This is a genomic window from Pseudomonas sp. B35(2017) (assembly GCF_002113645.1).
Classification (GTDB): domain Bacteria; phylum Pseudomonadota; class Gammaproteobacteria; order Pseudomonadales; family Pseudomonadaceae; genus Aquipseudomonas; species Aquipseudomonas ekonensis.
On record NZ_NEIZ01000011.1, the window covers coordinates 139,801 to 166,243 of the forward strand.

The 26,443-nt window shown below is 65.4% G+C and carries 22 protein-coding genes; 6 read left to right on the forward strand and 16 right to left on the reverse strand.

Features of this window, described 5'->3' with window-relative positions; translation table 11 throughout:
* Positions 1-31: 31 nt before the first annotated feature.
* Positions 32-3,061 carry an FAD-binding and (Fe-S)-binding domain-containing protein gene (locus CAG41_RS18795; protein WP_085707314.1) on the reverse strand — a complete coding sequence of 1,010 codons (3,030 nt, stop codon included), beginning with the start codon at positions 3,059-3,061 and terminating at the stop codon, positions 32-34.
* A gap of 155 nt (positions 3,062-3,216) precedes the next feature.
* Between CAG41_RS18795 and CAG41_RS18800 the strand changes: the two genes are divergently transcribed.
* Positions 3,217-4,101 carry a LysR substrate-binding domain-containing protein gene (locus CAG41_RS18800; RefSeq protein ID WP_085586457.1) on the forward strand — a complete coding sequence of 295 codons (885 nt, stop codon included), beginning with the start codon at positions 3,217-3,219 and terminating at the stop codon, positions 4,099-4,101.
* 217 nt (positions 4,102-4,318) lie between these two features.
* On the opposite strand, the gene CAG41_RS18805 is transcribed toward CAG41_RS18800, so the two are convergent.
* Both CAG41_RS18805 and CAG41_RS18810 read right to left on the reverse strand, forming a co-directional pair.
* Positions 4,319-5,593 (reverse strand): glucarate dehydratase family protein, encoded by a 1,275-nt coding sequence (locus CAG41_RS18805; RefSeq protein WP_085707315.1) that lies wholly within the window; start codon positions 5,591-5,593, stop codon positions 4,319-4,321.
* A 24-nt stretch (positions 5,594-5,617) separates the two neighbouring features.
* A complete protein-coding gene (locus CAG41_RS18810) occupies positions 5,618-6,985 on the reverse strand; it encodes an MFS transporter (RefSeq protein WP_085586453.1) in 1,368 nt (455 codons plus the stop codon).
* 117 nt (positions 6,986-7,102) lie between these two features.
* Between CAG41_RS18810 and CAG41_RS18815 the strand changes: the two genes are divergently transcribed.
* Positions 7,103-8,002, forward strand: coding sequence for a LysR substrate-binding domain-containing protein (locus CAG41_RS18815; protein ID WP_085633269.1), 900 nt, complete (start codon positions 7,103-7,105; stop codon positions 8,000-8,002).
* Positions 8,003-8,022: 20 nt separating this feature from the next.
* Here CAG41_RS18815 and CAG41_RS28880 read toward each other — a convergent pair whose 3' ends face one another.
* From CAG41_RS28880 to CAG41_RS18845, 7 genes are all read right to left on the reverse strand, one after another.
* Positions 8,023-8,148: a hypothetical protein gene (locus tag CAG41_RS28880; protein WP_256582617.1), complete on the reverse strand. Its 126-nt coding sequence runs from the start codon at positions 8,146-8,148 to the stop codon at positions 8,023-8,025.
* Positions 8,145-8,750 carry a DUF6338 family protein gene (locus CAG41_RS18820; RefSeq protein ID WP_085656738.1) on the reverse strand — a complete coding sequence of 202 codons (606 nt, stop codon included), beginning with the start codon at positions 8,748-8,750 and terminating at the stop codon, positions 8,145-8,147. The genes CAG41_RS28880 and CAG41_RS18820 overlap by 4 nt, the downstream gene beginning before the upstream one ends.
* Before the next feature lie 141 nt (positions 8,751-8,891).
* Positions 8,892-10,505, reverse strand: a complete 1,614-nt coding sequence (locus tag CAG41_RS18825; RefSeq protein ID WP_085707316.1) for a GMC family oxidoreductase — start codon at positions 10,503-10,505, stop codon at positions 8,892-8,894.
* 99 nt (positions 10,506-10,604) lie between these two features.
* Positions 10,605-11,822, reverse strand: coding sequence for a mandelate racemase/muconate lactonizing enzyme family protein (locus tag CAG41_RS18830; protein ID WP_085586444.1), 1,218 nt, complete (start codon positions 11,820-11,822; stop codon positions 10,605-10,607).
* Between the two features lies 1 nt (position 11,823).
* Positions 11,824-13,140: a nitrate/nitrite transporter gene (locus tag CAG41_RS18835; RefSeq protein WP_085656736.1), complete on the reverse strand. Its 1,317-nt coding sequence runs from the start codon at positions 13,138-13,140 to the stop codon at positions 11,824-11,826.
* Positions 13,141-13,222: 82 nt separating this feature from the next.
* Positions 13,223-14,647: an aldehyde dehydrogenase gene (gene aldA / locus CAG41_RS18840; protein WP_085641252.1), complete on the reverse strand. Its 1,425-nt coding sequence runs from the start codon at positions 14,645-14,647 to the stop codon at positions 13,223-13,225.
* Positions 14,648-14,873: 226 nt separating this feature from the next.
* The gene (locus CAG41_RS18845; RefSeq protein WP_085633262.1) at positions 14,874-15,806 is read right to left on the reverse strand and encodes a LysR substrate-binding domain-containing protein; all 933 of its coding nucleotides are present in this window, start codon (positions 15,804-15,806) and stop codon (positions 14,874-14,876) included.
* A 183-nt stretch (positions 15,807-15,989) separates the two neighbouring features.
* Between CAG41_RS18845 and CAG41_RS18850 the strand changes: the two genes are divergently transcribed.
* A complete protein-coding gene (locus tag CAG41_RS18850) occupies positions 15,990-17,168 on the forward strand; it encodes a hypothetical protein (RefSeq protein WP_085707317.1) in 1,179 nt (392 codons plus the stop codon).
* Between the two features lie 164 nt (positions 17,169-17,332).
* The gene (locus tag CAG41_RS18855; protein WP_085586436.1) at positions 17,333-18,208 is read left to right on the forward strand and encodes a LysR substrate-binding domain-containing protein; all 876 of its coding nucleotides are present in this window, start codon (positions 17,333-17,335) and stop codon (positions 18,206-18,208) included.
* Positions 18,209-18,582: 374 nt separating this feature from the next.
* Here the strand turns inward: CAG41_RS18855 and CAG41_RS18860 are convergent, their stop codons facing one another.
* From CAG41_RS18860 to CAG41_RS18880, 5 genes are all read right to left on the reverse strand, one after another.
* Positions 18,583-19,947 carry an MFS transporter gene (locus CAG41_RS18860; protein ID WP_085586434.1) on the reverse strand — a complete coding sequence of 455 codons (1,365 nt, stop codon included), beginning with the start codon at positions 19,945-19,947 and terminating at the stop codon, positions 18,583-18,585.
* 230 nt (positions 19,948-20,177) lie between these two features.
* Complete coding sequence (locus CAG41_RS18865) at positions 20,178-21,611, reverse strand: NAD-dependent succinate-semialdehyde dehydrogenase (RefSeq protein WP_085707318.1); 1,434 nt, start codon at positions 21,609-21,611, stop codon at positions 20,178-20,180.
* On the reverse strand, positions 21,608-22,642 hold the full coding sequence (locus tag CAG41_RS18870; protein ID WP_085586430.1) for an aldo/keto reductase: 1,035 nt from the start codon (positions 22,640-22,642) through the stop codon (positions 21,608-21,610). The genes CAG41_RS18865 and CAG41_RS18870 overlap by 4 nt, the downstream gene beginning before the upstream one ends.
* A 10-nt stretch (positions 22,643-22,652) precedes the next feature.
* Positions 22,653-23,165: a formaldehyde-activating enzyme gene (fae, locus tag CAG41_RS18875; protein ID WP_085586428.1), complete on the reverse strand. Its 513-nt coding sequence runs from the start codon at positions 23,163-23,165 to the stop codon at positions 22,653-22,655.
* Positions 23,166-23,423: 258 nt separating this feature from the next.
* Positions 23,424-24,629, reverse strand: a complete 1,206-nt coding sequence (locus tag CAG41_RS18880) for an NAD(P)/FAD-dependent oxidoreductase (protein WP_085586426.1) — start codon at positions 24,627-24,629, stop codon at positions 23,424-23,426.
* A 337-nt stretch (positions 24,630-24,966) separates the two neighbouring features.
* Here CAG41_RS18880 and CAG41_RS18885 point away from each other — a divergent pair, with 337 nt between their 5' ends.
* Positions 24,967-25,515 carry an Rrf2 family transcriptional regulator gene (locus tag CAG41_RS18885; RefSeq protein WP_085707319.1) on the forward strand — a complete coding sequence of 183 codons (549 nt, stop codon included), beginning with the start codon at positions 24,967-24,969 and terminating at the stop codon, positions 25,513-25,515.
* A gap of 76 nt (positions 25,516-25,591) precedes the next feature.
* Here the strand turns inward: CAG41_RS18885 and CAG41_RS18890 are convergent, their stop codons facing one another.
* A complete protein-coding gene (locus CAG41_RS18890) occupies positions 25,592-25,927 on the reverse strand; it encodes a hypothetical protein (protein WP_085586422.1) in 336 nt (111 codons plus the stop codon).
* 199 nt (positions 25,928-26,126) lie between these two features.
* On the opposite strand from CAG41_RS18890, the gene CAG41_RS18895 reads away from it, so the two are divergent.
* On the forward strand, positions 26,127-26,366 hold the full coding sequence (locus CAG41_RS18895; protein WP_085586420.1) for a hypothetical protein: 240 nt from the start codon (positions 26,127-26,129) through the stop codon (positions 26,364-26,366).
* The last annotated feature ends 77 nt before the right edge of the window (positions 26,367-26,443 follow it).

The window sequence follows — 26,443 nt, forward strand, 5'->3', positions numbered from 1 at the left end:
CACTAATTTTTCGATGAACGGCCAGCCGCCCTCAAACGGTGCGCAGACGCTCCAGCAACACCTGCAACGGATGGCGCAGCGCCCGCTCCGACTGACGCTTGACCTGGCTGCGGCACGAATAGCCGGTGGCCAGCGCCTCGCCCCGCTCCGCCGGTGCCTCGACCTGCCGGGCCCAGGACTGCTCGTAGATCACCGCCGACGTTCCGCGGTTGCGCGCCTCGTGGCCGTAGGTGCCGGACATCCCGCAGCAGCCGGTCGCCTGGGTCGCCAGTTTCAGGCCGACGCGCTCGAACACCTGCTCCCATTGCCGGGTCGCCGCCGGAGCGTTGGTCTTCTCGGTGCAGTGCGCCAGCAGGCGGAAGCCCTCCGCCGCCGGCAGACCGCTGCGCTCCGGCATCACCTTGAGCAGCCACTCCTGCACCAGCGCCACTTCCGGGCAGTGCTCCATCCCCGGCACCTTGAGGTACTCCTGGCGATAGACCAAGGTCATGGCCGGATCCAGCCCCACCAACTGCACGCCGAGATCGGCCAACTCGCGCAATTGCCCGGCGTTGCGCAGCGCCGCGCGGTTGAACGCCGACAGGAAGCCCTGCACATGCAGCGGCTTGCCGTTGGCGCTGAACGGCGCCAGGTAGACCTGATAGCCCAGGCGCGAAATCAGCTCGACCAGGTCCGCCAGCAACGGCGCCTCGAAGTAACGGGTGAACGCATCCTGCACCAGCACCACGCTGCGTTCGCGCTGCGCCTGGGTCAGCGCCGACAGCAGCGGCACCGTGGCTGGCTGCACGTGCCAGCGACGCATCGCCCCGTGGAAATCGAAGCGGCTGAGCAGCGGCACATCGACCATGCCGCCGACGCGCTCCAGCATCCGCCGGCTGAACGCCGACCCCATCAACCCGTTATAGATCAGCGGCACCCGCGCCAGGAACGGCATGCTGTACTCCAGCGAGGCGATCAGGTAATCGCGCAGCGGCCGCAGGTAACGGGTGTGGTACAGCTCCAGGAAACGCGAACGGAAGTCCGGCACGTTGACCTTGACCGGGCACTGCCCCGCGCAGGACTTGCACGCCAGGCACCCGGCCATGGCGTCGTACACCTCATGGGAGAAGTCCGCCGCCGGGCTTCGGCCGTTGCGCCAGCGCTGCAGCAGGTTGGCGAAGAACGGCGGCCGGCGTGTGCCTTCGGCCAGCACATCGACCCCCGCCTCACCTTGCAGGCGCAGCCATTCGCGGATCAGCGACGCCCGGCCCTTGGGCGACTGCGAGCGCTGGCGGGTGGCCTTCCACGACGGGCACATAGCGTCGTCCGGATCGAAGTTGTAGCAGGCGCCGTTGCCGTTGCAGTGCATCGCCGCGCCGTAGTCCTGCCAGACCTTTTCCTCGATCTGCCGATCCAGCTCGCCGCGCAGGGTCACTTCGTCGATCTTCAGCAAGGCGGCGCCGGGGATGTCCGGGGTCGCGATCTTGCCGGGGTTGAACTGGTTGAACGGGTCGAACGCCGCCTTCAGGGCTTGCAGCGCCGGGTACAGCTCGCCGAAGAACGCCGGCGCGTATTCCGAACGCAGGCCTTTGCCGTGCTCGCCCCACAGGAGGCCGCCGTAGCGTTGGGTCAGCGCGGCCACGCCGTCGGACACCGGGCGCACCAGCGCCGCCTGCTGCGGATCCTTCATGTCGAGGATCGGCCGCACGTGCAGCACGCCGGCATCGACATGGCCGAACATGCCGTACTGCAGCTTGTGGCTGTCGAGCAGGTCGCGCAGTTCGCCGATGTACTCGGCCAGGTGCTGCGGCGGCACGGCGGTGTCCTCGACGAACGGCTGCGGCCGCGCTTCGCCGGCGACGTTGCCGAGCAGGCCCACCGCCCGCTTGCGCATGCCGTAGACCTTGTTCACCGCCGCCTGGCCCACCGCAAGCGTGTGCCCCAGGCGCTGCACCGTGGCGTCGCTGCCCAGATGCCCGAGGAAGGCTTCGACCCGGCGTTGCAGGTCGTCCGGATCGTCGCCGCAGAACTCCACCAGGTTGATGCCCCGGGTCGGCTGGTCGGCGCTTTCCGGGAAGTATTCGGCCACGCCGTGCCAGACGATGTCCTGCATCGCCAGCATCAGCACTTTGGAGTCCACGGTCTCGATCGACAGCGGCTTGAGCGCCATCAGCGCCCGGGCATCGCGCAGGGCTTCCATGAAGCCGGCGTAGCGGATGTTCACCAGCATCGTGTGCTTGGGGATCGGCAGCACATTGAGCTTGGCTTCCACCACGAACCCCAGCGAGCCCTCGGCGCCGCACAGCACGCTGTTGAGGTTGAAGCGCCCGTCGGCCTCGCGCAGGTGCGCCAGGTCGTAGCCGGTCAGGCAACGGTTCAGGTCGGGGAAGCGTTCGCGGATCAACTCGCCCTGCTCGTCGATGATCTGCCGGGCGCAGCGGTAGACCTCGCCGACGCGGTCCTGGCGGGCGCACTGCTCGGCCAACTGCGGCTCAGCCAACGGATGGCCGTGCAGGCGCTCGCCGCCGCGCAACACCATGTGCAGTTCCAGCACATGGTCGCGGGTCTTGCCGTAGGTGCAACTGCCCTGGCCGCTGGCGTCGGTGTTGATCATCCCGCCGACCGTGGCGCGGTTGGACGTGGACAGTTCCGGGGCGAAAAACAGCCCGGAGGCCTTGAGGGCGGCATTGAGCTGGTCTTTCACCACGCCCGCCTGCACCCGCACCCAACGCTGCTCCACGTTGATCTCAAGGATGCGGTTCATGTGCCGCGACAGGTCGACGACGAGGCCGTCGGTCAGCGACTGGCCGTTGGTGCCGGTGCCGCCGCCCCGGGGCGTCACCACCACCTGGCGATGGACAGGTTCGGCGATCAGGCGCGCCAGCAGCGCGACGTCGTCGGCATCCCGGGGGAACACCGCCGCCTGGGGCAGGCGCTGGTAGATCGAGTTGTCGGTGGCCAGCACTACGCGGCTGGCGTAGTCGGCGCTGATTTCCCCCTTGAAGCCCTGATCCTTCAGGGCCTGAAGGAATCGTTGGTAATCGGCGTTCAGGGCGGCAACAGGCGACAGCTGGGCAATCATGGGTCGGGCGTCTCGGTCGAAAAGGCATTGCGGCGGTAAACACTTGTAGGCAACGAATGATTGCGTCAGGCTCCGCCATCTCATGGTGCCCATGTTCATTGCAGGGGCGGTCTGCGACAAACGTAAATTCGACCCGACTTTAATGACTAAAACGAATGAATCCGCGAACCCTCACTCCCTCGATGTCGTTGCTGCTGGCCTTTGAGGCCGCCGCCCGCCACGAAAGCTATACCCGCGCCGCCCACGAGCTGTCGCTGACCCAGAGCGCAGTCAGCCGTCAGGTGCAGATCCTGGAGAAGATGCTCGGCATGCGCCTGTTCACCCGCGAAGGCCGGCGGGTGATCCTTACCGACGTCGGGCGCATGTACCAGCGCGAACTGGCCGAAGCCCTCGGCCAGATCCGCAGCGCCACCCTGCAGGCCATGGCGTTCGGCTCCGGCATCCATAGCCTGCGGCTGGCGACGCTGCCGACCTTCGGCTCGAAATGGCTGCTGCCGCGCCTCAAGGACTTCTACACCGCCCACCCCGGCATGACCGTGCACCTGCATTCGCGCATCGAAGCCATCGACTTCGACACCAGCGAGATCGACGCGGCGATCTGCGTCGGCGGCGGCGACTGGCCGGGCCTGACGGCCCTTCCCTTGCACACCGAGGAACTGGTGGCCATCGCCAGCGCCCAACTGAGCGAAACCGAACGCCAGGCCGCCGAGCGTCAGATCGCCGACCAGCTGCTGCTCAACGTCAGCAGCAACGCCCAGGCCTGGGCCGAATGGTTCAGCCACCACGCCCTGCCCCACCGCCGCATGCGCATCGGCCCGAGCTTCGAGATGACCTCGCACCTGATCCAGGCCGTGCGCGCCAACATCGGCGTCGGCCTGGTGCCCAGGATCCTGGTGGAAGACGAACTGCAGAACGGTGAGCTGCTGCAACTGGGCGAACCGATCACCAGTCGCCGCAGCTATTACCTGGTGTACCCGGCGCGCAACGAATCGTTGCCGTCGCTGAAGGCGTTCCGGGACTGGCTGGTGCAAACGCTCTGACCCTGGAGCCGCGTTCGCGGGCAAGCCCGCTCCCACCGGATTGTGCGGTGACCACAACCCCTGCCTTCACCCGAGATCCTCTGTGGGAGATCTTCTGTGGGAGCCAGCCTGCTGGTGATAGCGTCAGTCCTGGCACCGCAGGACCGGCGCGAGACAGTTGCTCCCACATTGGATACGCGTCGTGCATATGCCCGCGAAGAGGCCCGGGCCAGCGCCCTCAGAACCTCGGCTTGACCGCTTTCCAGTCCGGCTTGTAGCGCTGCATCTGGCGCACATCGTCACGCTGGCGGATCCCGCAGGTCAGGTACTGGTCATGCAGCTTGCCCAACTGCGCGTAGTCCAGTTCGACGCCCAGCCCCGCCGCGCGGGTAATCTTCACGCAGCCGTCGACGATCGGCAGCTTGCCGCCCTTGATCACCTCTTCGTCCGGCTCTTGCCATGGATAGTGGGTGTCGCAGGCGTAATCCAGGTTCGGCACCGACGCGGCCACATGGGCCATGGCCATGAGGCTGATGCCCAGGTGCGAGTTGGAGTGCATCGACACGCCGAGGCCAAAGGTGTCGCACATCTTCGCCAGGGTCTGGGTGTCACGCAGGCCGCCCCAGTAATGGTGGTCGGCGAGCACGATCTGCACGCTGTTCTGCTCGATGCTGCGGCGAAACTCGTCGAAATCGGTGACCACCATGTTGGTCGCCAACGGCAGGCCGGTGCGCTTGTGCAGCTCGGCCATGCCGCCGAGGCCCGGGGTCGGATCCTCGTAGTACTGCAGATCGTCGCCGAGCAGTTCGGCCATGCGGATGGACGTCTCCAGCGACCAGTTGCCGTTGGGGTCGATGCGCAGCGGCAAACCGGGAAACGCTTGCTTCAGCGCCTTGATGCACGCCACCTCATGCTCCGGCGGCAAGGTGCCGGCCTTGAGTTTGATGCTCTTGAAGCCGTAGGCCTCGATCATCCGCGCCGCCTGGGCGACGATCTGCTGTTCGCTCAGCGCCTCGCCCCAGTTGTCCGGCCTGTAGGGCGAATCCACGTGCTGCGCGTACTTGAAGAACAGGTAAGCGCTGAACGGCACCTCATCGCGCAACGCACCGCCCAACAGATCCACCAACGGCACGTTCAGGTAACGCGCCTGCAGGTCGAGAAACGCCACTTCGAATGCCGAATAGGCGTTGCTCACCGCTTTGCTGGCGTGGGAGCCGGGGGCCAGTTCGGCGCCGGCCACGCTGGCGGGTTTGTTCGCGGCGACGGTGGCCTGCACGATGCGGCGCAGCTGGTTGAGGTTGAACGGGTCAAGGCCGATCAGCTGCGCCTGCAACTGCTGCTGGATCGCCAGCGCCGGGGCGTCGCCGTAGCTTTCGCCCAGGCCGATGTAGCCGTTGTCGCTTTCGATCGCGATGATCGAACGCAGCGCGAAGGGTTCGTGGATGCCGCTGGCGTTGAGCAGCGGCGGATCCCGGAAGGCAATCGGGGTGACGGTCACGCGGGTGATTTTCAAGGGAACGCTCCTGCTGGATCGGGATCAGTGGCTGGCAGCCGTTTTCGCCGCCGTTGCGACGGCGGTGTCACGGCCGGGCTTTGCCGGGGTTTGGCCCTTGGCGCCAGGCGCCATGCGGGCGAAGAAGATCACCACCGCCGCCACCAGCGACGTGGCGGCCAGGCCGTACAGGCCGCCCTCGATGGAACCGGTGGTCTGTTCGAGGAAACCGAAGGCGGTCGGCGCGACGAAGCCGCCCAGGTTGCCGATGGAGTTGATCAGCGCGATCACCGCCGCCGCGATGCGCGCATCCAGGTAACTCTGCGGAATCGGCCAGAACAGCGCCGATGCCGCCTTGAAGCCGATGGCGGCAAAACAGATGGCGACGAAGGCGAACACCGGTCCGCCGGTGGTAGAGATGAACATGCCGACCGCCGCGATCACCAGGGTCAACGCCACCCAGGCCTGCTGGAATTTCCATTTGCCGGCCAACGCGGCAAAGCCGTACATCGCCGCGATGGAGATGATCCATGGGATCGAATTGAGCAGACCGACCTGGAAATCGCCGAGGTTGCCCATCTTCTTGATCATGCTCGGCAGCCAGAACGTCGCGCCGTAGATGGTCAGGGCGATAGAGAAATAGATGAAGCAGAACAGCGCGATCTGCCGGTCCGCCAACAGCTTGAAGACCGACGGCTTGACCGCCTGGGCCGCTTCCCGGGCCCGCTGCTCGTCGGCGATCGCCGCCACCAGCGCTTCGCGCTCTTCTTCGCTCAGCCACCGGGCCTGGCGCGGGTGCGATTGCAGCCAGAACCAGACGAACCCGCAGAGCACCACCGACGCGGCGCCTTCGATCAGGAACATCCACTGCCAGCCGTGCAGGCCCATCCCGCTGATGTGCAGCAGCGCCCCGGACACCGGCCCGGAAATCACCGACGCGATCGCCGAGCCGCTGAGGAACACCGCCATGGTCTTGCCCCGCTCGGACGCCGGCAGCCACTGGGTGAAGTAGTAGATGATCCCCGGAAAGAACCCGGCCTCGGCGGCGCCGAGAATGAAGCGCAGCACGTAGAAACTGATCTCGCCCTGCACGAACGCCATCGCCATGGCGGCGGCGCCCCAGGTGAACATGATCCGTGTCAGCCAGGCGCGGGCGCCGTAGCGCTGCAGGAGCATGTTGGACGGCACTTCGAACAGGGCGTAGCCGATGAAGAACAGCCCGGCGCCCAGTCCGTAGGCGGCCGCGCCGATGCCCAGGTCGGTTTCCAGGTGGCTGCGCACGAAGCCGATGTTGACCCGGTCGATGTAGTTGACGATGAACATCACCACGAACAGCGGCAGCACATGGCGCTTGACCTTGGCGGCGGCCCTGGCGAGGACCGTGATGTCCGGCGGACTCTGGAGGGTATTCAAGGGGCGACTCCCGATCATTGTTTTTTTAGGGAAGCTTGAGGCACAGCCCGATCATGGACGCCGGTATTGATCCCGTCTAATCTAACTTGGCACTTGATTGATACCCGGATTGGATCAATGTTCGAACTGACCCAGCTGCGCTGCTTCACCACCGTCGCCACCGAACTGAATTTCCGCCGCGCCGCCGAGCGGCTGAACATGACCCAGCCGCCGCTGAGCCGGCAGATCCAGCTGCTGGAGCATCACCTGGGCGTCGAACTGTTCACCCGCAACACCCGCAGCGTGGCGCTCACCGCCGCCGGCCGAGCGTTCTTCATCGAAGCGCAGAACCTGCTGGAGCGCGCCCAGCAGGCGGCCGTCACCGCCCGGCGGTTCGCCGAGGGCGACATCGGTTCGGTCAACATCAGTTTCGTCGGCAGCGCCGTGTATGAGTTTCTGCCCAAGGTCATCGCCGAGGCGCGGCTGAACCAGCCCCAGGTGAAAATCGACCTGACGGAAATGAACACCTACCAGCAGCACGAAGCCTTGCGGGCCCGGCGCATTGACCTGGGCATCGTCCGCGCGCCGCTGCTGGAGCCGGGCTACGCCACCGAATGCCTGGTTCGCGAACCGTTCGTGCTGGCCGTGCCGAGCGGCCATCGCCTGGCGGAGGCGGCTGAGGTGTCAGTCAGCGACCTCGACGGCCAGCCGTTCCTGATGTACTCCCACGCCGCCTACCCGCCGTTCAACGAACTGCTGACCGGCACCCTGCGCTCGGCCCGGGTCGCCCCGGACTACGTGCAATGGCTGGGGTCTTCATTGACCATCCTGGCGCTGGTCAACGCCGGCATGGGCCTGGCCCTGGTGCCGCGTTGCGCCACCAGCGTGGTGTTCAGGAATGTGGTGTTCCGCGAGATCGACCTGGGTGACGGGGTGCAGAGCGAGCTGCACCTGATCTGGCGGGAGAACAACGACAACCCGGCGTTCGCGATGCTGCTGGAGGGCATTCGCCGGGCGGTGAAGGAAGGTTGGGGGTGAAAAGGTGCAGGCAGGACTGATCAGCGCTTGAGCGGCGGTGGCGCCTTCGGCCCCTTCACCAGCGGTTTCTCCAGCATTTTTCCGTCCGGTCCGTAAAACAGGCGCACGATATGGGGCGGCATGGGTTGTGGTGCTCTGGCGGTCATGATGAACCCTCTGATTTCGGGTTGAACTCAACCCACTTAACTTTCGCGGAATCTATCAGCAAGAACTCGGCGCCAAAAGGTACCTCAGTGCCATCATCGTTCAGCCAACAGGGTGATTGCATCAGGAACTGCCCGCTGCTCGACTCCGGCGGCCACTCGACGGGCCAGCCTAGGACGCGCCTTTCGTCATGCAGATGCAAGGTGATGATCCGGTCAAACTGCACGAACGCCCTGAACCATTCACTCGGGTAAGAAGATTGTTTCGTCACGTTTCTGCTGCGCAGCCAACGGTGCAATCGGTCATTGGTGGCCAGGCAACAGGCGAACAACCCAAGCACCAGCGACACGGCAAACGCCCAGAACGCCTGCGCCCCGCCGTCCCATTTTCCTACGGAAAAACCCCACGCCCCCACCCACCGGCAGACGGCGCCAATCCCCATCACCACGCCATGGATCACAAACGTGAAGATCAGTGCCTGCACGATCTGCCCGAACGTGTCGGGCCGCCTGAACGCCGTGAGGGTGTAGAACACCCAGGTCGAGACGAACCCGGGGATCAGGTACTGCAACAACGGAATCACTTCCTTCACCAGATCATCCATGATCCGCGGCTCCTCAAAACAGAAAACAGACCTCCCTCAATGACGATGCCGGCCCCCAAAGGAGCCGGCATCCGAAGCCTAGCCCAGGCAGCGAAACCGCCCCGGGCCAAGTGTCACATCTCATTGCGCAGGCACCGGGCCTTACGCCTCCTGCAGGATCAGGTCCGCCCCCTTCTCCGCCACCATCAGCACCGCCGCGTGGGTGTTGCCGGATGTCACGTTGGGGAACACCGACGCATCGACGATCCGCAGCCCTTGCAGGCCATGCACCTTGAGCCGCTTGTCGACCACCGAGACCTGCTCGTCCGCCCCCATCGCGCACGAGCCGCACAAGTGGTATATCGAGCCGCAGTTGTCGCGGAAGTACTGCAGCATCTGCTCGTCGCTCTCCACCGCCGGCCCCGGCAGGACTTCATCGACCGTGATGCCCTTGAGCGCAGGCGCGCCCATGATCTTGCGCATCAGGCGGCTGCCCTGGATCACCTCGTCGATGTCCTTCTGCGTGCTCAGGTAGTTCGGGTCGATCAGCGCAGCGTCACGCGGGTTCTTCGAGGCGATCTCGATGTGCCCGCGGCTGGTGGGCCGGCACGGGTTGAAGCACAGCAGGAAGCCTGAATACGGCTCGGGCTTGAGGCTGGCCTTGTTGTTCTTCGGGATCTGGTACGACAGCGGGTTGAAGTACAGCTGCAGGTTCGGATGCGCCTGCCGCTCGTTGCCGCGGAAGAAGCCGCCGGCCTGGTTCACGCTCATCGCCAGCGCGCCCTTGCGGGTGAACAAATACCGGATGCCGAGCTTGAGCTGGCCGAACAGCGAGCTGAGTTCATCGTTCAGCGTCGGGATGTTGGCCTTGTAGTAGTAGCTCACGCACAGGTGGTCCTGCAGGTTGCGCCCCACCGCCGGCAGGTGCTTGACCACCGGGATCCGGTGCTTGGCCAGCAAGGTGCGGTCGGCCACGCCGGACAGTTGCAGGATCTTCGGCGTATCGACGGCGCCGGCGCACAGGATGACTTCCTTGCGTGCGGTGAACGTGCGCGTCACGCCGTGCTGGGTGATGGCGATGCCGGTGGCGCGCTGCGCGCTGTCGTCAAACAGCACGCGGTCGACCAGCGCGTAATGCTCCACGCTCAGGTTCGGCCGGCCCAGCGCCGGATGCAGGTGCGCGAAGCTGCTGGAGCAGCGCTGGCCGTTGCGCGTGTTGACGTCGTAGATGCCCGCGCCTTCGAACGTCGGCCCGTTGAAGTCGTCGCTGCGCGGATAGCCCAGCTCATCGCAGCCCTTGAGGAACACGTCGCAGATCGGGTGGGTCTGGCCCGCCATCGGGGTGATGCTGATCGGGCCGTTGCCGCCGTGGTACTCGCTGTCGCCCAGCGGATGGTTCTCCAGCTTGCGAAAGTACGGCAGCACGTCCTTGAAGCCCCAGCCGTCGTTGCCGTTGGCGGCCCAGTCGTCGAAGTCATGGGCCTGTCCGCGCACGTAGATCATCGCGTTGATCGAACCCGATCCGCCCTGCACCTTGCCACGCGGGGCGTAGATCTCACGGTTGCCGAGCTGTTTCTGCGGCTGGCTGTAGTACATCCAGTTGAACGTCGGGTTGTAATACATTTTGGCGAAGCCGACCGGGATCTTGAACCACGGCGAACTGTCCTTGCCGCCCGCCTCCAGCAGCAGCACCGAGTGTTCGCCCGAGGCCGAGAGCCGGTTGGCCAGCACGCAGCCGGCGGCGCCTGCGCCAGCGATGATGTAGTCGTATGTCATGCACGGTTACCGCGTCAGTCGTTGTACGAAAATCGAATGGGCAATGGCGTTCTCTGCGGGGGCCGACAGGTGGGCTCCCACAGGACCGCATCCGCCCTGTCAGCCCTTGGCCGGCGAGGTGTCTTTCACGTCGGCCGGGGTCGGGGCCATCTGCAGGTGCAGGCGCTCTCCGGTGTACGGCGAATGCCGGCGCACCACGTCCATGTCCAGTTCCACCCCCAGGCCCGGCTCGGTGGACGGGATGATGTAGCCGTCCTCCCACTGCAACGGCTTCTTCAGGACTTCGGCATGGAAGCCGCCCCAGGTCTCGATGCTTTCCTGGATCAGGAAGTTCGGCGTGCAGGCCGCCAACTGGAAGCTCGCCGCCGCGCCGATCGGGCCGTTGTACAGGTGCGGCGCGATCTGCGCGTAATGCGCTTCGGCCATGCTGGCGATCTTCTTGCCTTCGAGCAGGCCGCCGCAGCGCCCCACGTTCATCTGCAGGATCGACGCCCCGCCGGCCTGCAGCAGCTTGAAGAACTCGTACTTGGTGGTCAGGCGCTCGCCCGTGGCGATCGGGATGCTGGTCTTGGCCGCGACCTGGGCCATGGCCTCTTCCTGGCCCGGCGGCACCGGTTCCTCGAACCACAGCGGGTCGTACTTCTCCAGGCGCTTGGCCAGGCGGATCGCCGAAGACGGCACCATTTGCCCGTGGGTGCCGAACAACAGGTCGCACTGGTTGCCCACCGCCTCACGGATCTTGCGGCAGAAGGTTTCGCAGCGCTCCAGCACCTCCAGCGAGATCTGGTGCCCGGAGTACGCGGTGTACGGGCCGGCCGGGTCGAACTTCACGGCGGTGAAGCCCTTCTGCATGTTCTGCACCGCGCACTCGGCGGCCAGGTCCGGGTCGTCGTAGTCGTATTCGCCGCGGCTGTTGAGCGGGTACAGGTAGGTGTAGGAACGCAGGCGCTCGTGCACCTTGCCGCCCAACAGTTCGTAGACCGGTTTGTTCGCGGCCTTGCCGATGATGTCCCAGCAGGCCATTTCCAGGCCGCTGACCACGCCCATCATGGTCAGGTCGGGCCGCTGGGTGAAACCGCTCGAATAGGCCTGGCGGAAGAAGCGCTCGATGTGGTGCGGATCCTGGTCGAGCAGGTAGCGCTCGAACACGTCCTCGATGATCGGCAGCATGGCCTTGGGGCCGAAGGTGGCGGCGTAGATCTCGCCGACGCCTTCGATGCCGCAGGCGGTCCTGAGCTTGACGAACAGCCAGTACATGCCGCCGATGTGCGGTGGCGGTACGGCGACGATGTGGGTTTCAAGGGCGACGATTTTCATCTCAGGCACCTGCCTTGTTCGAGGATTTGCGATTGATCCGGGCCCGCAGGGCCAGCGCGGCGCAGGTGCCGATCAGGCCGACGCCGGCGATGTAGCCGAAGTAGAGCTTGTAGCCGAGCGCACCCGGGTACTGTTCGGTGAGGTAGCCGTTGATCAGCGGAATGAAGGCGTCGGGCATGTAGCCCACCACCGAGACGATGCCGATGGCCAGGCCGGTGATGCGCAGCGGGATGTCGCAGTTGTCGAGGATCGCCCAGTACAGGCCACGGATCGCGTAGGTCATCAGGCCGATGAAGATCACCGTGCCGATCAGCAGGCCCATGCTGTTGAGGGCCGGGAACACGATCAGTCCGACCATCGCCAACGAGGCCAGCAGCAGCGCCACGGTCAGCACCGAGATGTTGGAGAACTTGTCGCCCAGCCAGCCGCCGCCGATGCCGCCCACCGGGCGCATCCACAGCTTGATGGTGGTGATGGTGCCGGCCATCACGGCGGTCATGCCGCCCCCTTGCAGGTAGTCCGAGAAACTGTAGGTGGCCCAGAAGATGTGATAGCCGCAGAACACGATGGCGGTGACCAGCCACAGCTCGGGGATCTTCACCAGCGTGGCCAGGTCGGCCAGCAGGTTGAACTTGCCCTTCTCCACCGCCGGCGTGTCCTCCATCGACTTAGGGTCCTTGATCAGCACCAGCACGCAGCCGATGGCGATGCAGGTGAAGGCATAGAGGTAGACCACATGGCGGAAGCCTTCGGCGGTGGACTCGCCGCGGGTTTCGGTGGCGTAGGCGAACAGGCCCAGGGCCACCGTCGCCAGCAGCGCCTCGACCAGCCCGCGGCCGCCGTCGAGGATGCCGAAGAAGCGGCCCTGCTCAGAGTGGTGGGCGATCATCTTGACCCGTTTGAGCACCGAGGCCCAGAAGGTCAGGCCGGTGGTCAGGCCCCAGCAGCCAAAGATGATCATCAGGCCGGTCATCGACGGCGCCGTGGAGTACCACAGCCCCAGCGCGCCGGTGGCGACCAGCGAAAAGAAGATCAGGAAACGCGGTGCGATGCGGTCGGCCAGCCAACCGCTGGGCAGGTAGCTGAGCAGGAAAATCGTGCCGAGCATCGAGTACAGGTAGCCCAGTTCGCTGTGGCTGATCTGGAACACTTCGAGCATGGTGGTCTGGTAGACCTGGCGCAGGTACAGGATCGGGTAGATCGCACCGGCGGCCAGCACCAGCAGCATCAGTTGGACATAGCGACTTCCCTTGTCGCTGCGGCTTTGCGAAACCGAAGTGGAGCCCTGGACAGCAGCGGAGGATGCAGGCTTGGACATGGATGAGACCTCGGGCGACCCGGTGTCCGGGCGCCCCTGATAATTGTTTTTATAGGTGTAGCGTGAGGCGTGTCGCGGCGGATCAGTACTTCATGACCACCAGGCGGGTCTGGGTGAATTCGAGCATCCCGTGCTTGCCGTCGTCGCCGCCCAGGCCCGAGCGTTTCCAGCCGGCGTGGTAGCCCTGATACGGGTCGGCCGGGGTGCGGTTGACGTACAGCTCGCCGGCCTCGATGGCGTTGGCGACCTTCTGGGCGGTGCGGTAGTTCTCGGTGTAGAGCACCGACGACAGGCCGAATTGATGGTCGTTGGCCAAGGCCAGGGCCTCATCGATGTCGCGGTACTTGAGCACCGGCAGCACCGGGCCGAAGATCTCTTCCTGGACGATTTCCATGTCCTGGCGGCAGCCGCTGAGCAGGGTCGGCGGGTAGAAATGCCCAGGCCCCTCAGGCAGCACGCCGCCGCTTTCGAGCACGGCGCCGTCGGCGACGGCGCGCTCGACCATGGCGTGGATGTTCTTCTGCGAGCTGGCGTTGGCCAGCGGCCCCATCAGGCTGGCGTCGGTGGCGCGGTCGCCGAATTTCACCGCAGCGATTTTCGCCTTGAGCAGCGCCAGGAAGCGGTCGTGCACGCTCTCCTGCACGTAGACCCGCTCCACCGCCGTGCACAGCTGGCCGCAGTGGGTGGTCTTGGAACCGATGATCGCGGCGGCGGCGGCCTCAAGGTCGGCGTCGGCCTCGATGATCGCCGGGGTCTTGCCGCCCAGTTCCAGCGACGGCTTGGCGATGTTGGCCTTGCAGTAGTCGAGCACGGTGCGCCCGGCGTTGACGCTGCCGGTCAGGGTGATCAGGCCTACGGCCTTGTGGGTGCACACCACGGCGGCGGTGGCGTGGTCCATGGTCAGGATGTTGATGACGCCGGCGGGCATGCCCGACTGTTGCACGGCCCGGGCGATCTCGAACGCCGAGATCGGGGTGTTGTTGCTCGGGCGCACCACCACGGTGTTGCCGGCGATCAGCGCCGGGGCGACCTTGCGCAGCAAGGTGTAGACCGGGTAGTTGAACGGGATCAGGCAGGCGACCACGCCGATGGGTTCGCGGTGCAGGAACAGGTTTTCGTCCGGGCTGTCGCTGGGAATGATCTCGCCTTCGATGCGCCGCGCCCATTCGGCGTGGTAGCGGGTGATCTGCGCGGCGTAGCGGGCTTCGTTGCTCGCGTCGGCCAGGCTCTTGCCGGACTCGGCGGCCAGGGCGGCGCCGATGGATTCGGCGCAATCCTCCAGGGCGGCGGCGAAAGACCGCAGGTGTTCGGCGCGCTCGATGGCGGTGAGTTTGCCCCAGGTTTTCTGCGCGGCGGCGGCGGCCTCCACGGCGGCGGCGGCCTCTGCGGCGGTGGCGGCCGAGACCTGGCCGATCAACGCTTCGGTGGCCGGATTGTGAACCGCGATCAGCGCGGCGCTGGCCGGCTCGGTGAAGTGGCCGTTGACAAAATTTCGCTCGACTCGCATGTGCATCGCCCATCGTTTGTTTTTATCGATGGCGCCAGTCTTGCCCCGTTGCCGGCCGTGGACAAACGACTTATCGGGCGGACAAACATGCGAAAAACGAACGTTACCCGGTCTGGAGCGCACCGGGCACCTTGGGCTGCGACCGGCAGGGTTGCCCTGCGGTGCCCGGGCGGGCGCCTTCGCCAGCAGGCTGGCTCCCACAGGGGTTTTGTGGGAGCCAGATTGTTCAGACGGCGGCGGTGGAAGGCTCCAGTTGCCGCTGCGCCAGCCAGATCTCTTCTTGCAGCCATTGGCTGAACATCTGCAACTGCGGTGTGTGCGTCTGCTCCGGGCGGGTCACCAGCCAATAGGACTGATGCCCCTCCACGTGCACGTTGAGCACCTGGGTCAACTGCCCGCTGGCCAGTTCCGCCGCGACCATGTGCCAGTCGGCGATGGTGATGCCCAGGCCGTCGGTGGCCGCGCGGATCGCCAGGTCCAGCAGGTCGAACTCATAGCCGCCCTGGGTATCGACGCCGCTGATGCGCGCCGCGTCGAGCCAGTGCTTCCAGGTCAGGTAGCGCTGGTCCTCTTTGGCCAGCACGTGCAGCAGGGTCAGGCGATTGAGGTCGATGCCCTGTTCCCCGCCCTCGCGGGCATACAGCGAGGGCGCGCACACGGCGATGTGCCGCTCCTGGATCAGCAACGAGCTGTCGAGCCCGTCCCACTCGCCGTTGCCGAAGCGGATCGCGCAATCCAGCGTGTTGGTTTCCGCCAGGCTGTCCTGCAGACGGGTGGTGATGCTCAACTCCAGCTCAGGGTGCCGCTCGCGCAGGCGGCCCAGGCGCGGCATCAGCCAGCGGCGGGTGAAGGTCGGCGGCGCGTTGATGTGCAGGCGGTTGGAATGGGTCTTCTGCTGGATGCTGCGCACCGTCAGCTCGATCTTGTCGAACGACTGGTGCAGCGCCCGCAGCAGGATCCGCCCGGCCCCGGTCAGTTCCAGGTGATGGTGGCGGCGCTCCAGCAGGCTTTCGCCCAGCTGTTCCTCAAGCTGCCGCACTTGGCGGCTGACGGCGCTCTGGGTGACGTTGAGCAGTTCGGCGGCACGGGTGAAGCTGCCGGTGCTGCCGGCCACCTCGAACGCCTTGAGTGCGTTCAGGCCGGGCATTTTGCGTTTCATGGAAGGCACTCGAAACCACGGACAAGGCGCAAAGCTTCCCACGGATTCAAATGATTGTCCTACAGGATTTTCCGACTAACATGCGTTCGGCGAAGGTTTCCCCGCCGTTTTTATCGTTTGTTCAACCCCTGGCGGATCGCAAGACTGCGCGGCACTCCAATAAAAACAATCGAGAGCCGCTTTATGCCCTTCCCTGCTTCCTCGCGCCTGAACACGACGTCCCTCCTTCTGCTCTGCTGCGTCGCCGCCCCGGCGATGGCGGTGCAGGTCACCGACAACCTCGACCTGGGCGGCGCCGTCCGCGCCCGCTGGGACGTGGACCCGGACCGCGACATCCAGACCTTCGGCCTGGACACGGTGTTCCTCAGCGCCAAATACAACTCCGACACCTGGATCGGCGAGGCCCAGTACCGTTTCTACGGCCGCTCCTACCCCTACCGCTACACCAAGGACTACGGCGACATCCGGTTCGCCAAGTTCGCCTGGGCCGGCTACAAGTTCAATCCCGACCAGCAGGTGCAGGTGGGCCTGAACACCGTGCCGTTCGGCCTACAGCCGTACTTCGGCAGCACCTTCTACGAGACCCTGGGCAACGTCATCGGCCTGGAGGACGTGCAGCAGGTCGGCGCCAAGTACATTCAGCAGTCCGGCGACTGGAACGTCCAGGCCGGCTACTACCTGCGCCCGGCGTGGCAAGGCAAAGGCACCAGCAAGGGCGTCACCTATTCCAGCGTGGTCTCCGGCGCCGACAGCTACGTGGCCGACGGCAGCGACAACCAGGAACGCAACACCGTGGTGCTGCGCGTGGCCCGGGCGTTCGACCTGGGCCCATGGACATCCGAAGTCGGCCTCTCCGGCCTGACCTCGACCCTGGAGAACAAGGACACCGACCACAATGGCCGGCGCAACGCCGTGGCCGTGCACTACCTGGGCAAGAACGGCCCCTGGGGCGTGCAGCTTCAAGCGGCGCGCCAGCAGATGTCGCCGCGCAACGCCGGCACCGACGAACTGGTGACCCTGGGCGGCTACGACGGCACCTACAACATCGCCAGCCGCGGCAACCTGTACGTCGCCGACCTGAGCTACGACGTGGCCGGCAAGTACCTGTTCGATCAGGTCAGCGGCATCAAGCTCTACGCCAACTACAGTGCCTTCGACAAATCCGCCGACGCCTTCAAGACCTCCCAGCGGGTGATCCTCGGCAGCTCATTCTCGGTGAGCAAGCTGTGGGTGGCGGCGGAATGGCTGATCGGCAAGAACGACCCGTACATCGGCGGCAGCAGCTACACCCAGAGCCTTGGGGCGGGCGGGTCGGACCAGTGGGAAAACCAGCTGTACGTGAACGTCGGCTACTACTTCTGATCGAGGATCTGCGGCACCTTCAAGCATGCCATCGCGGGCCGGCTCCGGGCGGCGGTCCGACGATGGCGTGCGCCCAAACAACGCTTGCCTGCGCCAGGCATCGATAGTCAGATAGGCACCCCCTCAAAACAAAAACAAACCGTCCGGTCCGGAGTCCCGCCTCCATGCGCCAACTGCCCTCCCTCAATACCTTGCGCGTATTCGAAGAAGTCGCCCGCCACCGCAGTTTCAGCCAGGCTGCACAGGGGCTGAACGTCACCCAGGGCGCGGTCAGCCGCCAGATCAAGCAGCTGGAAGATTACCTGGGCGTCGCCCTGTTCGTGCGCACCCCGCAAGGGCTGACGCTGACCGAAGCCGGCAGCAACCTGTCCCCGCACTTGGCCGAAGCGTTCGATCACATCGAGCGCGCCCTGCAAGCCGTGCGCGTGCCCAACCTGCGCCAGCGCCTGCGGGTGCTCGCGCCGCCGACCTGGGCCACCCGCTGGCTGTCGCCGCACCTGCGTGCGTTCTGTCAGCGTTACCCGGACATCAACCTCAGCGTCACCAACCACGCCAGCCACGAGAGCCTGGCGGAGATCGATTGCCATATCCGTTTCGGGCTCGCGGCGGCCAGCCATTGCGCGAGCCGCTTGCTGGTGATGGAACGGCACATCGCGGTGGCCAGTCCGGAGCTGTTCGACTCAGGCCAAGCGCCGGAACTGCGCAGCGCGCCGCTGCTGCACATCCTGCACGACGGCAAGCGCCTGAAGGTCTGGGAGAACTGGCTGGCGGCCATGGGCCGGGACGACATCGACGCCGGGCAAGGGATCGAGTTCAGCACCCTGGACCAGGTGATCCACACCGCACTGGCCGGCGGCGGGCTGGCGGTGATCGACCGGCAGATGATCGAAAAGGAACTGGCCAACGGCAGCCTGCTGCCCATCACCCCGGTCGAAGTGACCGGCCCTTACGGCTACTGGCTGGACGTGGCGAACGACAAGCAAGGCCTGTCGAAGGTGAAGCTGTTCACCGATTGGCTGGAAAGGGTCAGCAATCCCTGATCGGCGGCCTGTGCACTGCGGCCGGCACGGACATCCCTGTTGCCTGCCCCACCGCTATCGCCGGCAGGCTGGCTCCCACAGGCATCTGCGGTGATGACAGATTCTGTGCCCACCACAAGACCCTGTGAGAGCTGGCTTGCCAACGATGAGGCCAGCACTGCCAACATCCCTGTTGCCTGACCCACCGCTATCGCTGGCAAGCCAGCTCCCACAGATATCCCGGGTGTCCCCAAGATTCATGCACACCACCAAAACCTGTGGGAGCTGCGGTGCGACGACTCGACTTGCCAGCGATGAGGCCAGCACTGCCGACATCCCTGCTGTCTGACCCACCGCTATCGCCAGCAGGCTGGCTCCCACAAGGGGCAAGCAGCCTAGACCGGGGCAACCGCCTTGGCGCCGGCCGGCAGTGTGCCTTCCACCGGGCTCTGGGCCTTGCACGCCTGGCTCAGCGTCAGCGACTTGGTCTCCGGCGCCCAGGCCCAGGACAGCAGCGCGCCGATGGCCAGGATCGCCGCCAGGATGCCCATGGTCGGGCTCAGGCCGATGCCCGCCACGCTCACCGGCAGCAGGAAGGTGCTGACGGCCGAGCCGAGTCGGCTGACCGCCGTCGCCAGACCGATGCCGCTGGCGCGCACCTCCGTCGGGAAGCTCTCCGCCGGGAACACACCGACCAGGTTGCTCACCGCCGACAGCACCAGGGTGAACAGCCCGAACACCAGCACCATCAGCCAGGCCGCGCTGCCCGGCAGCACCGCCAGCAGGAACAGCGCCACCGCCAGAATGACGAATGAGTTGATCAGGAACCCGCGCCGGGTGAACTTGATCGTGCACCAGATGCCGATCAGCGCGCCGAGGATCAGCAGCAGGTTGAGCATCAGCTCCGTGCCGAAGCCTTCGGCCAGGCCCATCTTCTGCAGGATCGACGGCAGGAAGGTGTAAATGGCGAAGTACGGCATGACGATGCAGACGAAGAACAGGCAGTTGAACGCCGTGCGCTTGCGGTACTCGCGGCTGAACAGCACCGCGTAGCCCGAACGCTGTTCCGTGGAACGGGTTTCGTCCAGCTCGACGTTGTCGCCCAGGTAGCGTTTCACAATAGCCCGGGCTTCGGCCACACGGCCCTGGTTGACCAGCCAGCGCGGCGATTCCGGCGTGCCGATCCGCGCGATGAGGATCAACGCCGCCGGGATCGCCGACGAGGCCAGCATCCAGCGCCAGGCGTCGTCGCCCAGGCTGAGCATGGCGGTGCCGACGAAGGTCGCGGCCACATAGCCGAAAGTCCAGATCACGCTGAACGAACCGAGCAGCACGCCCCGGTGCCGCTTCGGCGCGAACTCGGCGAGCATCGCGTGGCCGACGCTGAAATCGCCGCCCAAACCGATGCCGATCAGCACCCGGCACAGGAACAGGCCCATGGCGGTCTCGACATAGAACTGCATCACCGACGCCAGGGTGATCAGCACGAAGCTGACCAGGAAGATCTTCTGCCGGCCGACCTTGTCCGAGATCCAGCCGAAGAACAGGCTGCCGAGAAACAGCCCGATCAGCGCCGAGGAACCGATCAGCCCCTGCCAGAACGCATCCAGGTGCATCTGCGGGCTGAGCAAGGTGAAAGCGATGCCGATCAGGCCGAGGATGTAGCCGTCGGTGAAGTGCGCGCCGAAGGTCAGGCCGGCGATCTTGAGATGAAAGCGCCCGATGGGCAGGTCATCGATCTTTACGGGTTGAGCGGACATGTTCGTCTCCAATTGTTGTTATTGACGGAGAAACCGATTGCGCTTGCTTCATGATTCGCGGTGGAGGCGGTGTGTCAGTGAACTGGGCGTTGCCCGACACACCGTCTTCGCGGGCGAGCCTGCTCCCACATGGTTTGGCAGCGCCCACAGACTCTGTGGGGGCGGGCTGGCCTGCGAAGGCGTCAGCCCAGGCACCGCAGGCATTCGCCCCCGCAGACGGACCGAGCGGGCTAGAGCCCGCCCATCAGCAGGTACTTGATCTCCAGGTAGTCCTCCAGACCGTACTTCGAGCCCTCGCGCCCCAGGCCCGATTCCTTGATGCCGCCGAACGGCGCGACCTCCGTGGAGATGATCCCTTCGTTGATCCCGACCATCCCCGCCTCCAGGCCTTCGGCCATGCGCCAGACCCGGCCGATGTCGCGGCTGTAGAAGTACGCCGACAGACCGAACGGCGTGTCGTTGGCCGCCGCCAGCACCTGGGCCTCATCCTTGAAGCGGAAGCAGGCAGCCACCGGGCCGAAGGTTTCGTCCTGGGCGATGAGCATGTCGCCCCTGGCGTCGGTGAGGATGGTCGGCTCGTAGAACGTGCCGCCGAGGGCATGCCGGCGACCGCCGCACAACAGCGTGGCGCCCTTGTCCAGCGCATCGCTGACGTGGGCCTCGACCTTGGCCAGGGCAGCGGCGTTGATCAGCGGGCCCTGTTCGGTGTCGCCCTCCAGCGCAGGGCCGACCCGCATGGCGGCGACCGCCTCGGCGAGCTTGCCGGTGAAGGCTTCGAAGACGCCGTCCTGAATGAAGAAGCGGTTCACGCAGACGCAGGTCTGCCCGGTATTGCGGAACTTGGAAGCCATGGCGCCTTTGACGGCCGCGTCGAGGTCGGCGTCGTCGAACACAATGAACGGCGCGTTGCCGCCCAGTTCCAGCGAGACCTTCTTCAAGGTGTCGGCGGCCTGACGCATCAGCAGCTTGCCGGTGCGGGTGGAGCCGGTGAACGACAGCTTGCGCACCACAGCGGACGCCTGCAGCGCGCCGCCGATGGCCACCGCATCGCCGGAGACGATGTTGAACACCCCGGCCGGAATCCCCGCCTGCTCGGCCAGCACCGCCAGGGCGAAGGCCGACAGCGGGGTCTCCTCCGACGGCTTGAGAATCATCGTGCAGCCGGCCGCCAGCGCCGGGCCGACCTTGCGGGTGACCATCGCCAACGGGAAGTTCCATGGGGTGATCGCAGCGACCACGCCGATGGCCTCCTTGGTCACGATGATGCGGGCGTCGGCCTTGTGGCTCGGGATCACATCGCCGTAGGCGCGCTTGGCCTCTTCGCCGAACCACTCCAGGAAACTCGCGGCGTAGACCACCTCGCCCTTGGCTTCGGCCAACGGCTTGCCCTGCTCGCGGCTGAGCAAGGTCGCCAGTTCCTGCTGGTGGGCGAGCATCAGTTCGCTCCAGCGCTTGAGACGCTGGCTGCGCTCCTTGGCGGTGAACGCGCGCCAGGCCGGCAACGCGCGGTCGGCGGCTTCGATGGCCAGGCGGGTTTCTTCGGCGCCGGCCTTTTGCACCTCGGCGATCACCTCACCGTTGGCCGGGTTGAGCACCGGGTACGTCGCCCCGCCCTGCCCCCACTGGCCGTCGATAAAATTGCCGTGACGGATCAGCCCGCTCATGCCACCGCCTCCTGCAAGGTGAAGCGCTCATGGCCCGGACGCGGCGTGCGCAGGATGCGCTTGCCGGCGGTGTAGTCGTTGATCACGTCGCACGGGGTGTAATTGCGTTCCAACTCATGCAGCTCTTCGGCGTCGAGCCGGGTGTCCAGCGCCGCCAAGGCGCTGTCGAACTGCGCCGTGGTGTCGGCGCCGACCAGCATGCAATCCACACCCGGGTGGTGGGCGACCCAGGCCTGGGCGATCTGCGCGTTCGACACGCCGCGGGCACGGGCCACGCGCTGCACCGAACGGGCGATCTCGAACGAGGCCTCGTCGCTGTACATCTGTTGGGTGAAGAAGTCGGTCTGGTTGCGGGTCGACTGCACGTCGCCGGTCAAAAGGCCCCGGGCCAGCGGGCTGAACACCGACACGCCGATGCCCTGGTCGCGGCAGAACGGGATCATCTCGCGCTCTTCCTCGCGGTAGGCGCAGTTCAGCTGCAGCTGCATGTTGATCGGCTTGACCCAGCCGTTGCGCGCGCAGGCCATGAGGAGTTTGGCCAACTGGCCGGTGAGCATGGTGGACACGCCGATGTAGCGCGCCTTGCCCGAACGCACGATGTCGTTCAGCGCGCCCATGGTCTCTTCGACCGGGGTGTTGACGTCGAAGTAATGCAGCATGAACACGTCGACGTAATCCATGTCCAGGCGCTTCAGCGAAGCGTCGATGCTGTCCATGATGTGCTTGCGCGAATGGCCGCTGGCATTGAGGCCGGTGCGGGTGCCGTAGCCGACCTTGGTGGTGATCACCAGATCCTCGCGCCGGGCCAGGCGCTTGACGATGCGCCCCACCACTTCCTCGCCGACGCCGGCGGAATAGAAGTCCGCCAGGTCAATGAAGTTCACGCCGTTGGCCAGGGCGTGGGCCACGATCGGCTCGCTCTGCTTTTCATTGAAGATCCACGGTTTCCAGTCCGGGGTGCCCATGTTCATGGTGCCCAGGCACAGGCGGGAGACTTGCAGGCCGGAGTTGCCCAAACGGATGTATTGCATGGCGCGGACCTCAGGCTTTGGGGGTGTAGAAAGGGTTGCCGATGTGGTTGACCACATCCTTGAGCTGCGCGGTTTCCGGCTTGCCGGTCAGGGCGGCGCGGATCGCGGTGCGGCAGGCGTTGTAGTTGTTCAGGTACACCGCATCGAGGTCGTCGCAGGCCGGGTTGACCCAGTTGGCGGTGACGATCGCCCACTCATCCTCGGCTTCCGGCGGCAGCGTGCCGTCGAGCAGCGCTTCGAGCACGGCCTTGGCGATCCCGGCCTGGGACGCGCCCCAGGTGGCGTTGCCGTGCAGGTCGCCGACGATGGCGGCCTTGTTCACGTAGAGGGTCATCGGCTTGACCGGGATGTTCGGCTGGGCGATCACCATGAACGGGCAATGGCCCTGGCTCGGCGAGGCCAGGCTGTTGGCGAACGCCTGCCCCGCCGGACCGTTGCGCGGGCCGATCAGGATGTTGATGTGCGCGGCGTTCACGCCCGGGCCTTCGAAACCTTCACCGATGTAGAGGTCGAGTTCTTTCATCTGTCATTACTCTGGGTGGCGCGGAGGGATCAACAACGGACGCAGGGAGACGTGGCGGGGCAATCGGGACATGGCTGCAAACGCTCTCTGGTTGTTATTGATGAGCTGTGTTTGCGATTTTTTAGCATCGGGTGCCGAGCGGGCCGTAACCATTAAAAATCATGGGGCAATGACTTTTGGTCATAGCCTGGGCGCGGGCAAAAAAAATCCCGCCCTTGCACTCAGTCAAGGGCGGGATCCTGTGGCTTTACGGGGTGATCAGGCGACCACGGGGATCATCGGATCCGCCGCCGCCAGCGCAACGGTGCGGTCAGCCGCCGGCGGGTAGATCCACTGGGTGTTGATCTGGGTCTTGAGCGACTTGCCCTCTTCCTTCTCCAGCTTCACCTGGCGATCCCAGCCTTCGGTGTACACCGCGCCCCACGCGCCCAGGTCCAGGCAGGTGACGTACTTGGGCTGGCTGTACGGCGTCGGCTCGACCCCGAGGATCTGCGCGGCCACGTTGTTGCCCGCATGCCGGCCCAGCGAAATGGCGTGTTGGCAGGTCATCAGGGCGAAGTTGCCGATGTCGTCGGTGGCGGCGTAGGCCACATCGCCGGTGGCGAAGATGTCGTCCTGGCCGATCACTTTCAGGTGCGCATCGACGTGCAGGCGTCCCTGACGGTCGCGCTCGGCGGGAATCTGCTCGGTCAGGGAACTGGCGCGTACGCCGGTGGTCCAGACCACGGTGTTCGCCTCGATGCGCTGACCGTCGGACAGGGTCACGCCGTTTTCATCGACCGACAGCACCGACACACCCAGTCGCCATTCGACGCCCAGCTCTTCACTCGCCTCGGCGATCTTCACGCTGATGGCCTCGCCCATGGACACGCCGATCTTCTGGCCGCGATCCACGACGATCACCCGGATGTCCGCTTGCTCGCCCAGCACTTCGCGAAGGCGTGCCGGCATTTCGGTCGCCGTCTCGATCCCGGTGAAGCCGCCGCCGGCCACCACCACGGTGTTGCGCGCCGGGCTCTGAGGGCGGTCGGCCAGGGCCTTGAGATGGTTCTCCAGGCGGATCGCCGATTCGATCTGGTCGACATCGAACGCATGCTGCGCCACGCCCGGGGTGTCCGGCAGGGCCAGGCCGCTGCCCGAGGCCAGCACCAGCTTGTCGTAGTGGAAGACCTGCCCGGCGCCGGCGGCGTCGGTGTAGCCCACGGTCTTGGCCTGCACGTCGATGCTGTGCGCCGCGCCCTTGATGAAGTGAACGCCGACCGCTTCGAACAGTTCGCCGAGCGGCGCGGCCAGTTGATGGGCGTTCGGTTCGTAGAAACGCGGACGCACGCGCAGCTCGGCCTGCGGCGCAAGGACGGTCACGTCGATGTTGTCCCGGTTGTGGATGTCCACCAGGCGCGTGGCGCTCAACGCGCTCCACATGCCACCGAAACCTGCGCCGATCACCAGAATGTGCTGTTTCATCGTTGTCTCCCGGCACGTGGCCAAGTCATGGAAAAAGGTTGGGCGGGATTGCCCGCCGGGGTGCCGACCTACGCGTTGAGGATTCAGGCGCAGCGGGCATCCCTGTCGACAACGGCGACTCTATTGGTCGCCTTTAGAATCGACAAGTCAGATTTTACGATCATTGAAATCGAAAATTTCGATAGCTATTCGTAGAAAACGGCCTGGCAACGACGCTGCATTTCTAGGGAATAGGCCGAAAAGCCCTACTCCAGAACCAGAAAACCCTGGCGTCCCCACATTTGCCGCCCCCTCCAAGGCCTGATAACATCGGCGACAACTGAAGTCGGAGATAGCTATGTCGCTTTACAGTGCGGGGGTCGAATACGGCATCCACTGCCTGATCTTTCTGGTGGGCAACGGCGGCGACAGCCGCGAAGCGAGCGTGCGCGACCTGGCGGACCTGCAAGGCGTGCCGCTGGACTACCTGGCCAAGATCTTCACCAAACTGGCCAAGGGCAAACTGGTGACCGCCACCGGCGGCGTGCGCGGCGGTTTCACGCTGGCGCGGCCGGCGGACGAGATCACCCTGCTCGACATCGTCAACGCCATCGACGGGCGCAAGAACATTTTCGAATGCCGCGACATCCGCGGCCGCTGCGCCTTGTTCGAGGGTTCGCCGCCGGACTGGGCGGTGGAAGGCACCTGCTCGATCCACGCGGCGATGCTGACCGCGCAAAAGCGCATGGAAGAAGCGCTCGCCCAGCAGACCATCCTCGACATCGCCAGGAGGGTCGGCCGCAAGGCACCGCCGCAGTTCGGCAGCCAAGTGGAAGACTGGATGCAGGAGCGGCGCGACAAAAAGGCCGGCGGCGCTTCGATCCCCCTCGTCGACCTTTCCGACTGATCCCTCGGCGCACAGGCAAAAAAAAAGCGGAAACCGTCACCCGGTTTCCGCTTTTTTCACGCAGGTCAGACCGCCCTCAGAGGCAATCGCGCACGGCCTTGCGCAACGACCCGGACTTGGCCCACGGCGGCCCCTGGTACAGGGACACCCGGCTGCCGTCCTTGTACTTGACGATGTCCAGGATCTCGTCCGCCGTGACGATGCTCGGCGCGGTGATGCGGTAGCCGTTGGAGATGGCGGTCTGGGTGGTCTTGGGGATGTCCTGCTGCCACAGCGGCAGCACGCAGGCGGCGTAATCCTTGGGGGCCTTCGCGCTGGTCTTGTTGACATTCGGTTCGCCCGGCACCAACGAGGCCGGCAACGAACAACCGGCCAACGCCGCCAACAGCATGCCCCCGATCAACATCCGCATGGTGAATCCTTCATCGTCAAAAAACGCGAATGTACCCTGTAACTGTGCGGACATCCATCGTGGCGCACTGCCTTCAGCGACCCGCCGCCACGGCGCCGAAGCCTGATCGGCATCCGTTCAGCCCGCCGACAGGCGACCCTTGCCCCGCCTCCCGAAAATGCGGCTACTCTTCTGTACCGAGAATGTTCCGGAGGTGATCATGCGGCTCAACGAATACGAACACGAACTACAGCGCGACCTTCAGAGCGTCGCGTCGGATCTCAGGTGGTCGGCGGTCGACCTCAAGCGCATCGCCGAGCAATTGCGCAAGTCCGGCAACGAAGCGGACGCCCAGGCGGTGCTCAGGTCCTGCGAAGTGCTGCAAAGCGACGAGGAACGCCTGCAACTCTACGCCAAGGAGGTGAAGGCCCGGGCCATCAGCCGGGTCAAGGTGCACTGAGCCCCGCCGCCCAACCATTCACCCAATCAGACACCCAACAAAAAGCCCCGGACATCCGGGGCTTTTGCGTCTTGGCC

What these genes read in the sequence shown, in the direction of transcription:
- CAG41_RS18795 (WP_085707314.1), bottom strand. Translation starts at nt 3,061, where the DNA reads ATGATTGCCCAGCTGTCGCCTGTTGCCGCCCTGAACGCCGATTACCAA.
- CAG41_RS18800 (WP_085586457.1), top strand. Translation starts at nt 3,217, where the DNA reads ATGAATCCGCGAACCCTCACTCCCTCGATGTCGTTGCTGCTGGCCTTT.
- CAG41_RS18815 (WP_085633269.1), top strand. Translation starts at nt 7,103, where the DNA reads ATGTTCGAACTGACCCAGCTGCGCTGCTTCACCACCGTCGCCACCGAA.
- CAG41_RS28880 (WP_256582617.1), bottom strand. Translation starts at nt 8,148, where the DNA reads ATGACCGCCAGAGCACCACAACCCATGCCGCCCCATATCGTGCGCCTG.
- CAG41_RS18820 (WP_085656738.1), bottom strand. Translation starts at nt 8,750, where the DNA reads ATGGATGATCTGGTGAAGGAAGTGATTCCGTTGTTGCAGTACCTGATC.
- CAG41_RS18825 (WP_085707316.1), bottom strand. Translation starts at nt 10,505, where the DNA reads ATGACATACGACTACATCATCGCTGGCGCAGGCGCCGCCGGCTGCGTG.
- CAG41_RS18830 (WP_085586444.1), bottom strand. Translation starts at nt 11,822, where the DNA reads ATGAAAATCGTCGCCCTTGAAACCCACATCGTCGCCGTACCGCCACCG.
- CAG41_RS18835 (WP_085656736.1), bottom strand. Translation starts at nt 13,140, where the DNA reads ATGTCCAAGCCTGCATCCTCCGCTGCTGTCCAGGGCTCCACTTCGGTT.
- aldA (WP_085641252.1), bottom strand. Translation starts at nt 14,647, where the DNA reads ATGCGAGTCGAGCGAAATTTTGTCAACGGCCACTTCACCGAGCCGGCC.
- CAG41_RS18845 (WP_085633262.1), bottom strand. Translation starts at nt 15,806, where the DNA reads ATGAAACGCAAAATGCCCGGCCTGAACGCACTCAAGGCGTTCGAGGTG.
- CAG41_RS18850 (WP_085707317.1), top strand. Translation starts at nt 15,990, where the DNA reads ATGCCCTTCCCTGCTTCCTCGCGCCTGAACACGACGTCCCTCCTTCTG.
- CAG41_RS18855 (WP_085586436.1), top strand. Translation starts at nt 17,333, where the DNA reads ATGCGCCAACTGCCCTCCCTCAATACCTTGCGCGTATTCGAAGAAGTC.
- CAG41_RS18860 (WP_085586434.1), bottom strand. Translation starts at nt 19,947, where the DNA reads ATGTCCGCTCAACCCGTAAAGATCGATGACCTGCCCATCGGGCGCTTT.
- CAG41_RS18865 (WP_085707318.1), bottom strand. Translation starts at nt 21,611, where the DNA reads ATGAGCGGGCTGATCCGTCACGGCAATTTTATCGACGGCCAGTGGGGG.
- CAG41_RS18870 (WP_085586430.1), bottom strand. Translation starts at nt 22,642, where the DNA reads ATGCAATACATCCGTTTGGGCAACTCCGGCCTGCAAGTCTCCCGCCTG.
- fae (WP_085586428.1), bottom strand. Translation starts at nt 23,165, where the DNA reads ATGAAAGAACTCGACCTCTACATCGGTGAAGGTTTCGAAGGCCCGGGC.
- CAG41_RS18880 (WP_085586426.1), bottom strand. Translation starts at nt 24,629, where the DNA reads ATGAAACAGCACATTCTGGTGATCGGCGCAGGTTTCGGTGGCATGTGG.
- CAG41_RS18885 (WP_085707319.1), top strand. Translation starts at nt 24,967, where the DNA reads ATGTCGCTTTACAGTGCGGGGGTCGAATACGGCATCCACTGCCTGATC.
- CAG41_RS18890 (WP_085586422.1), bottom strand. Translation starts at nt 25,927, where the DNA reads ATGCGGATGTTGATCGGGGGCATGCTGTTGGCGGCGTTGGCCGGTTGT.
- CAG41_RS18895 (WP_085586420.1), top strand. Translation starts at nt 26,127, where the DNA reads ATGCGGCTCAACGAATACGAACACGAACTACAGCGCGACCTTCAGAGC.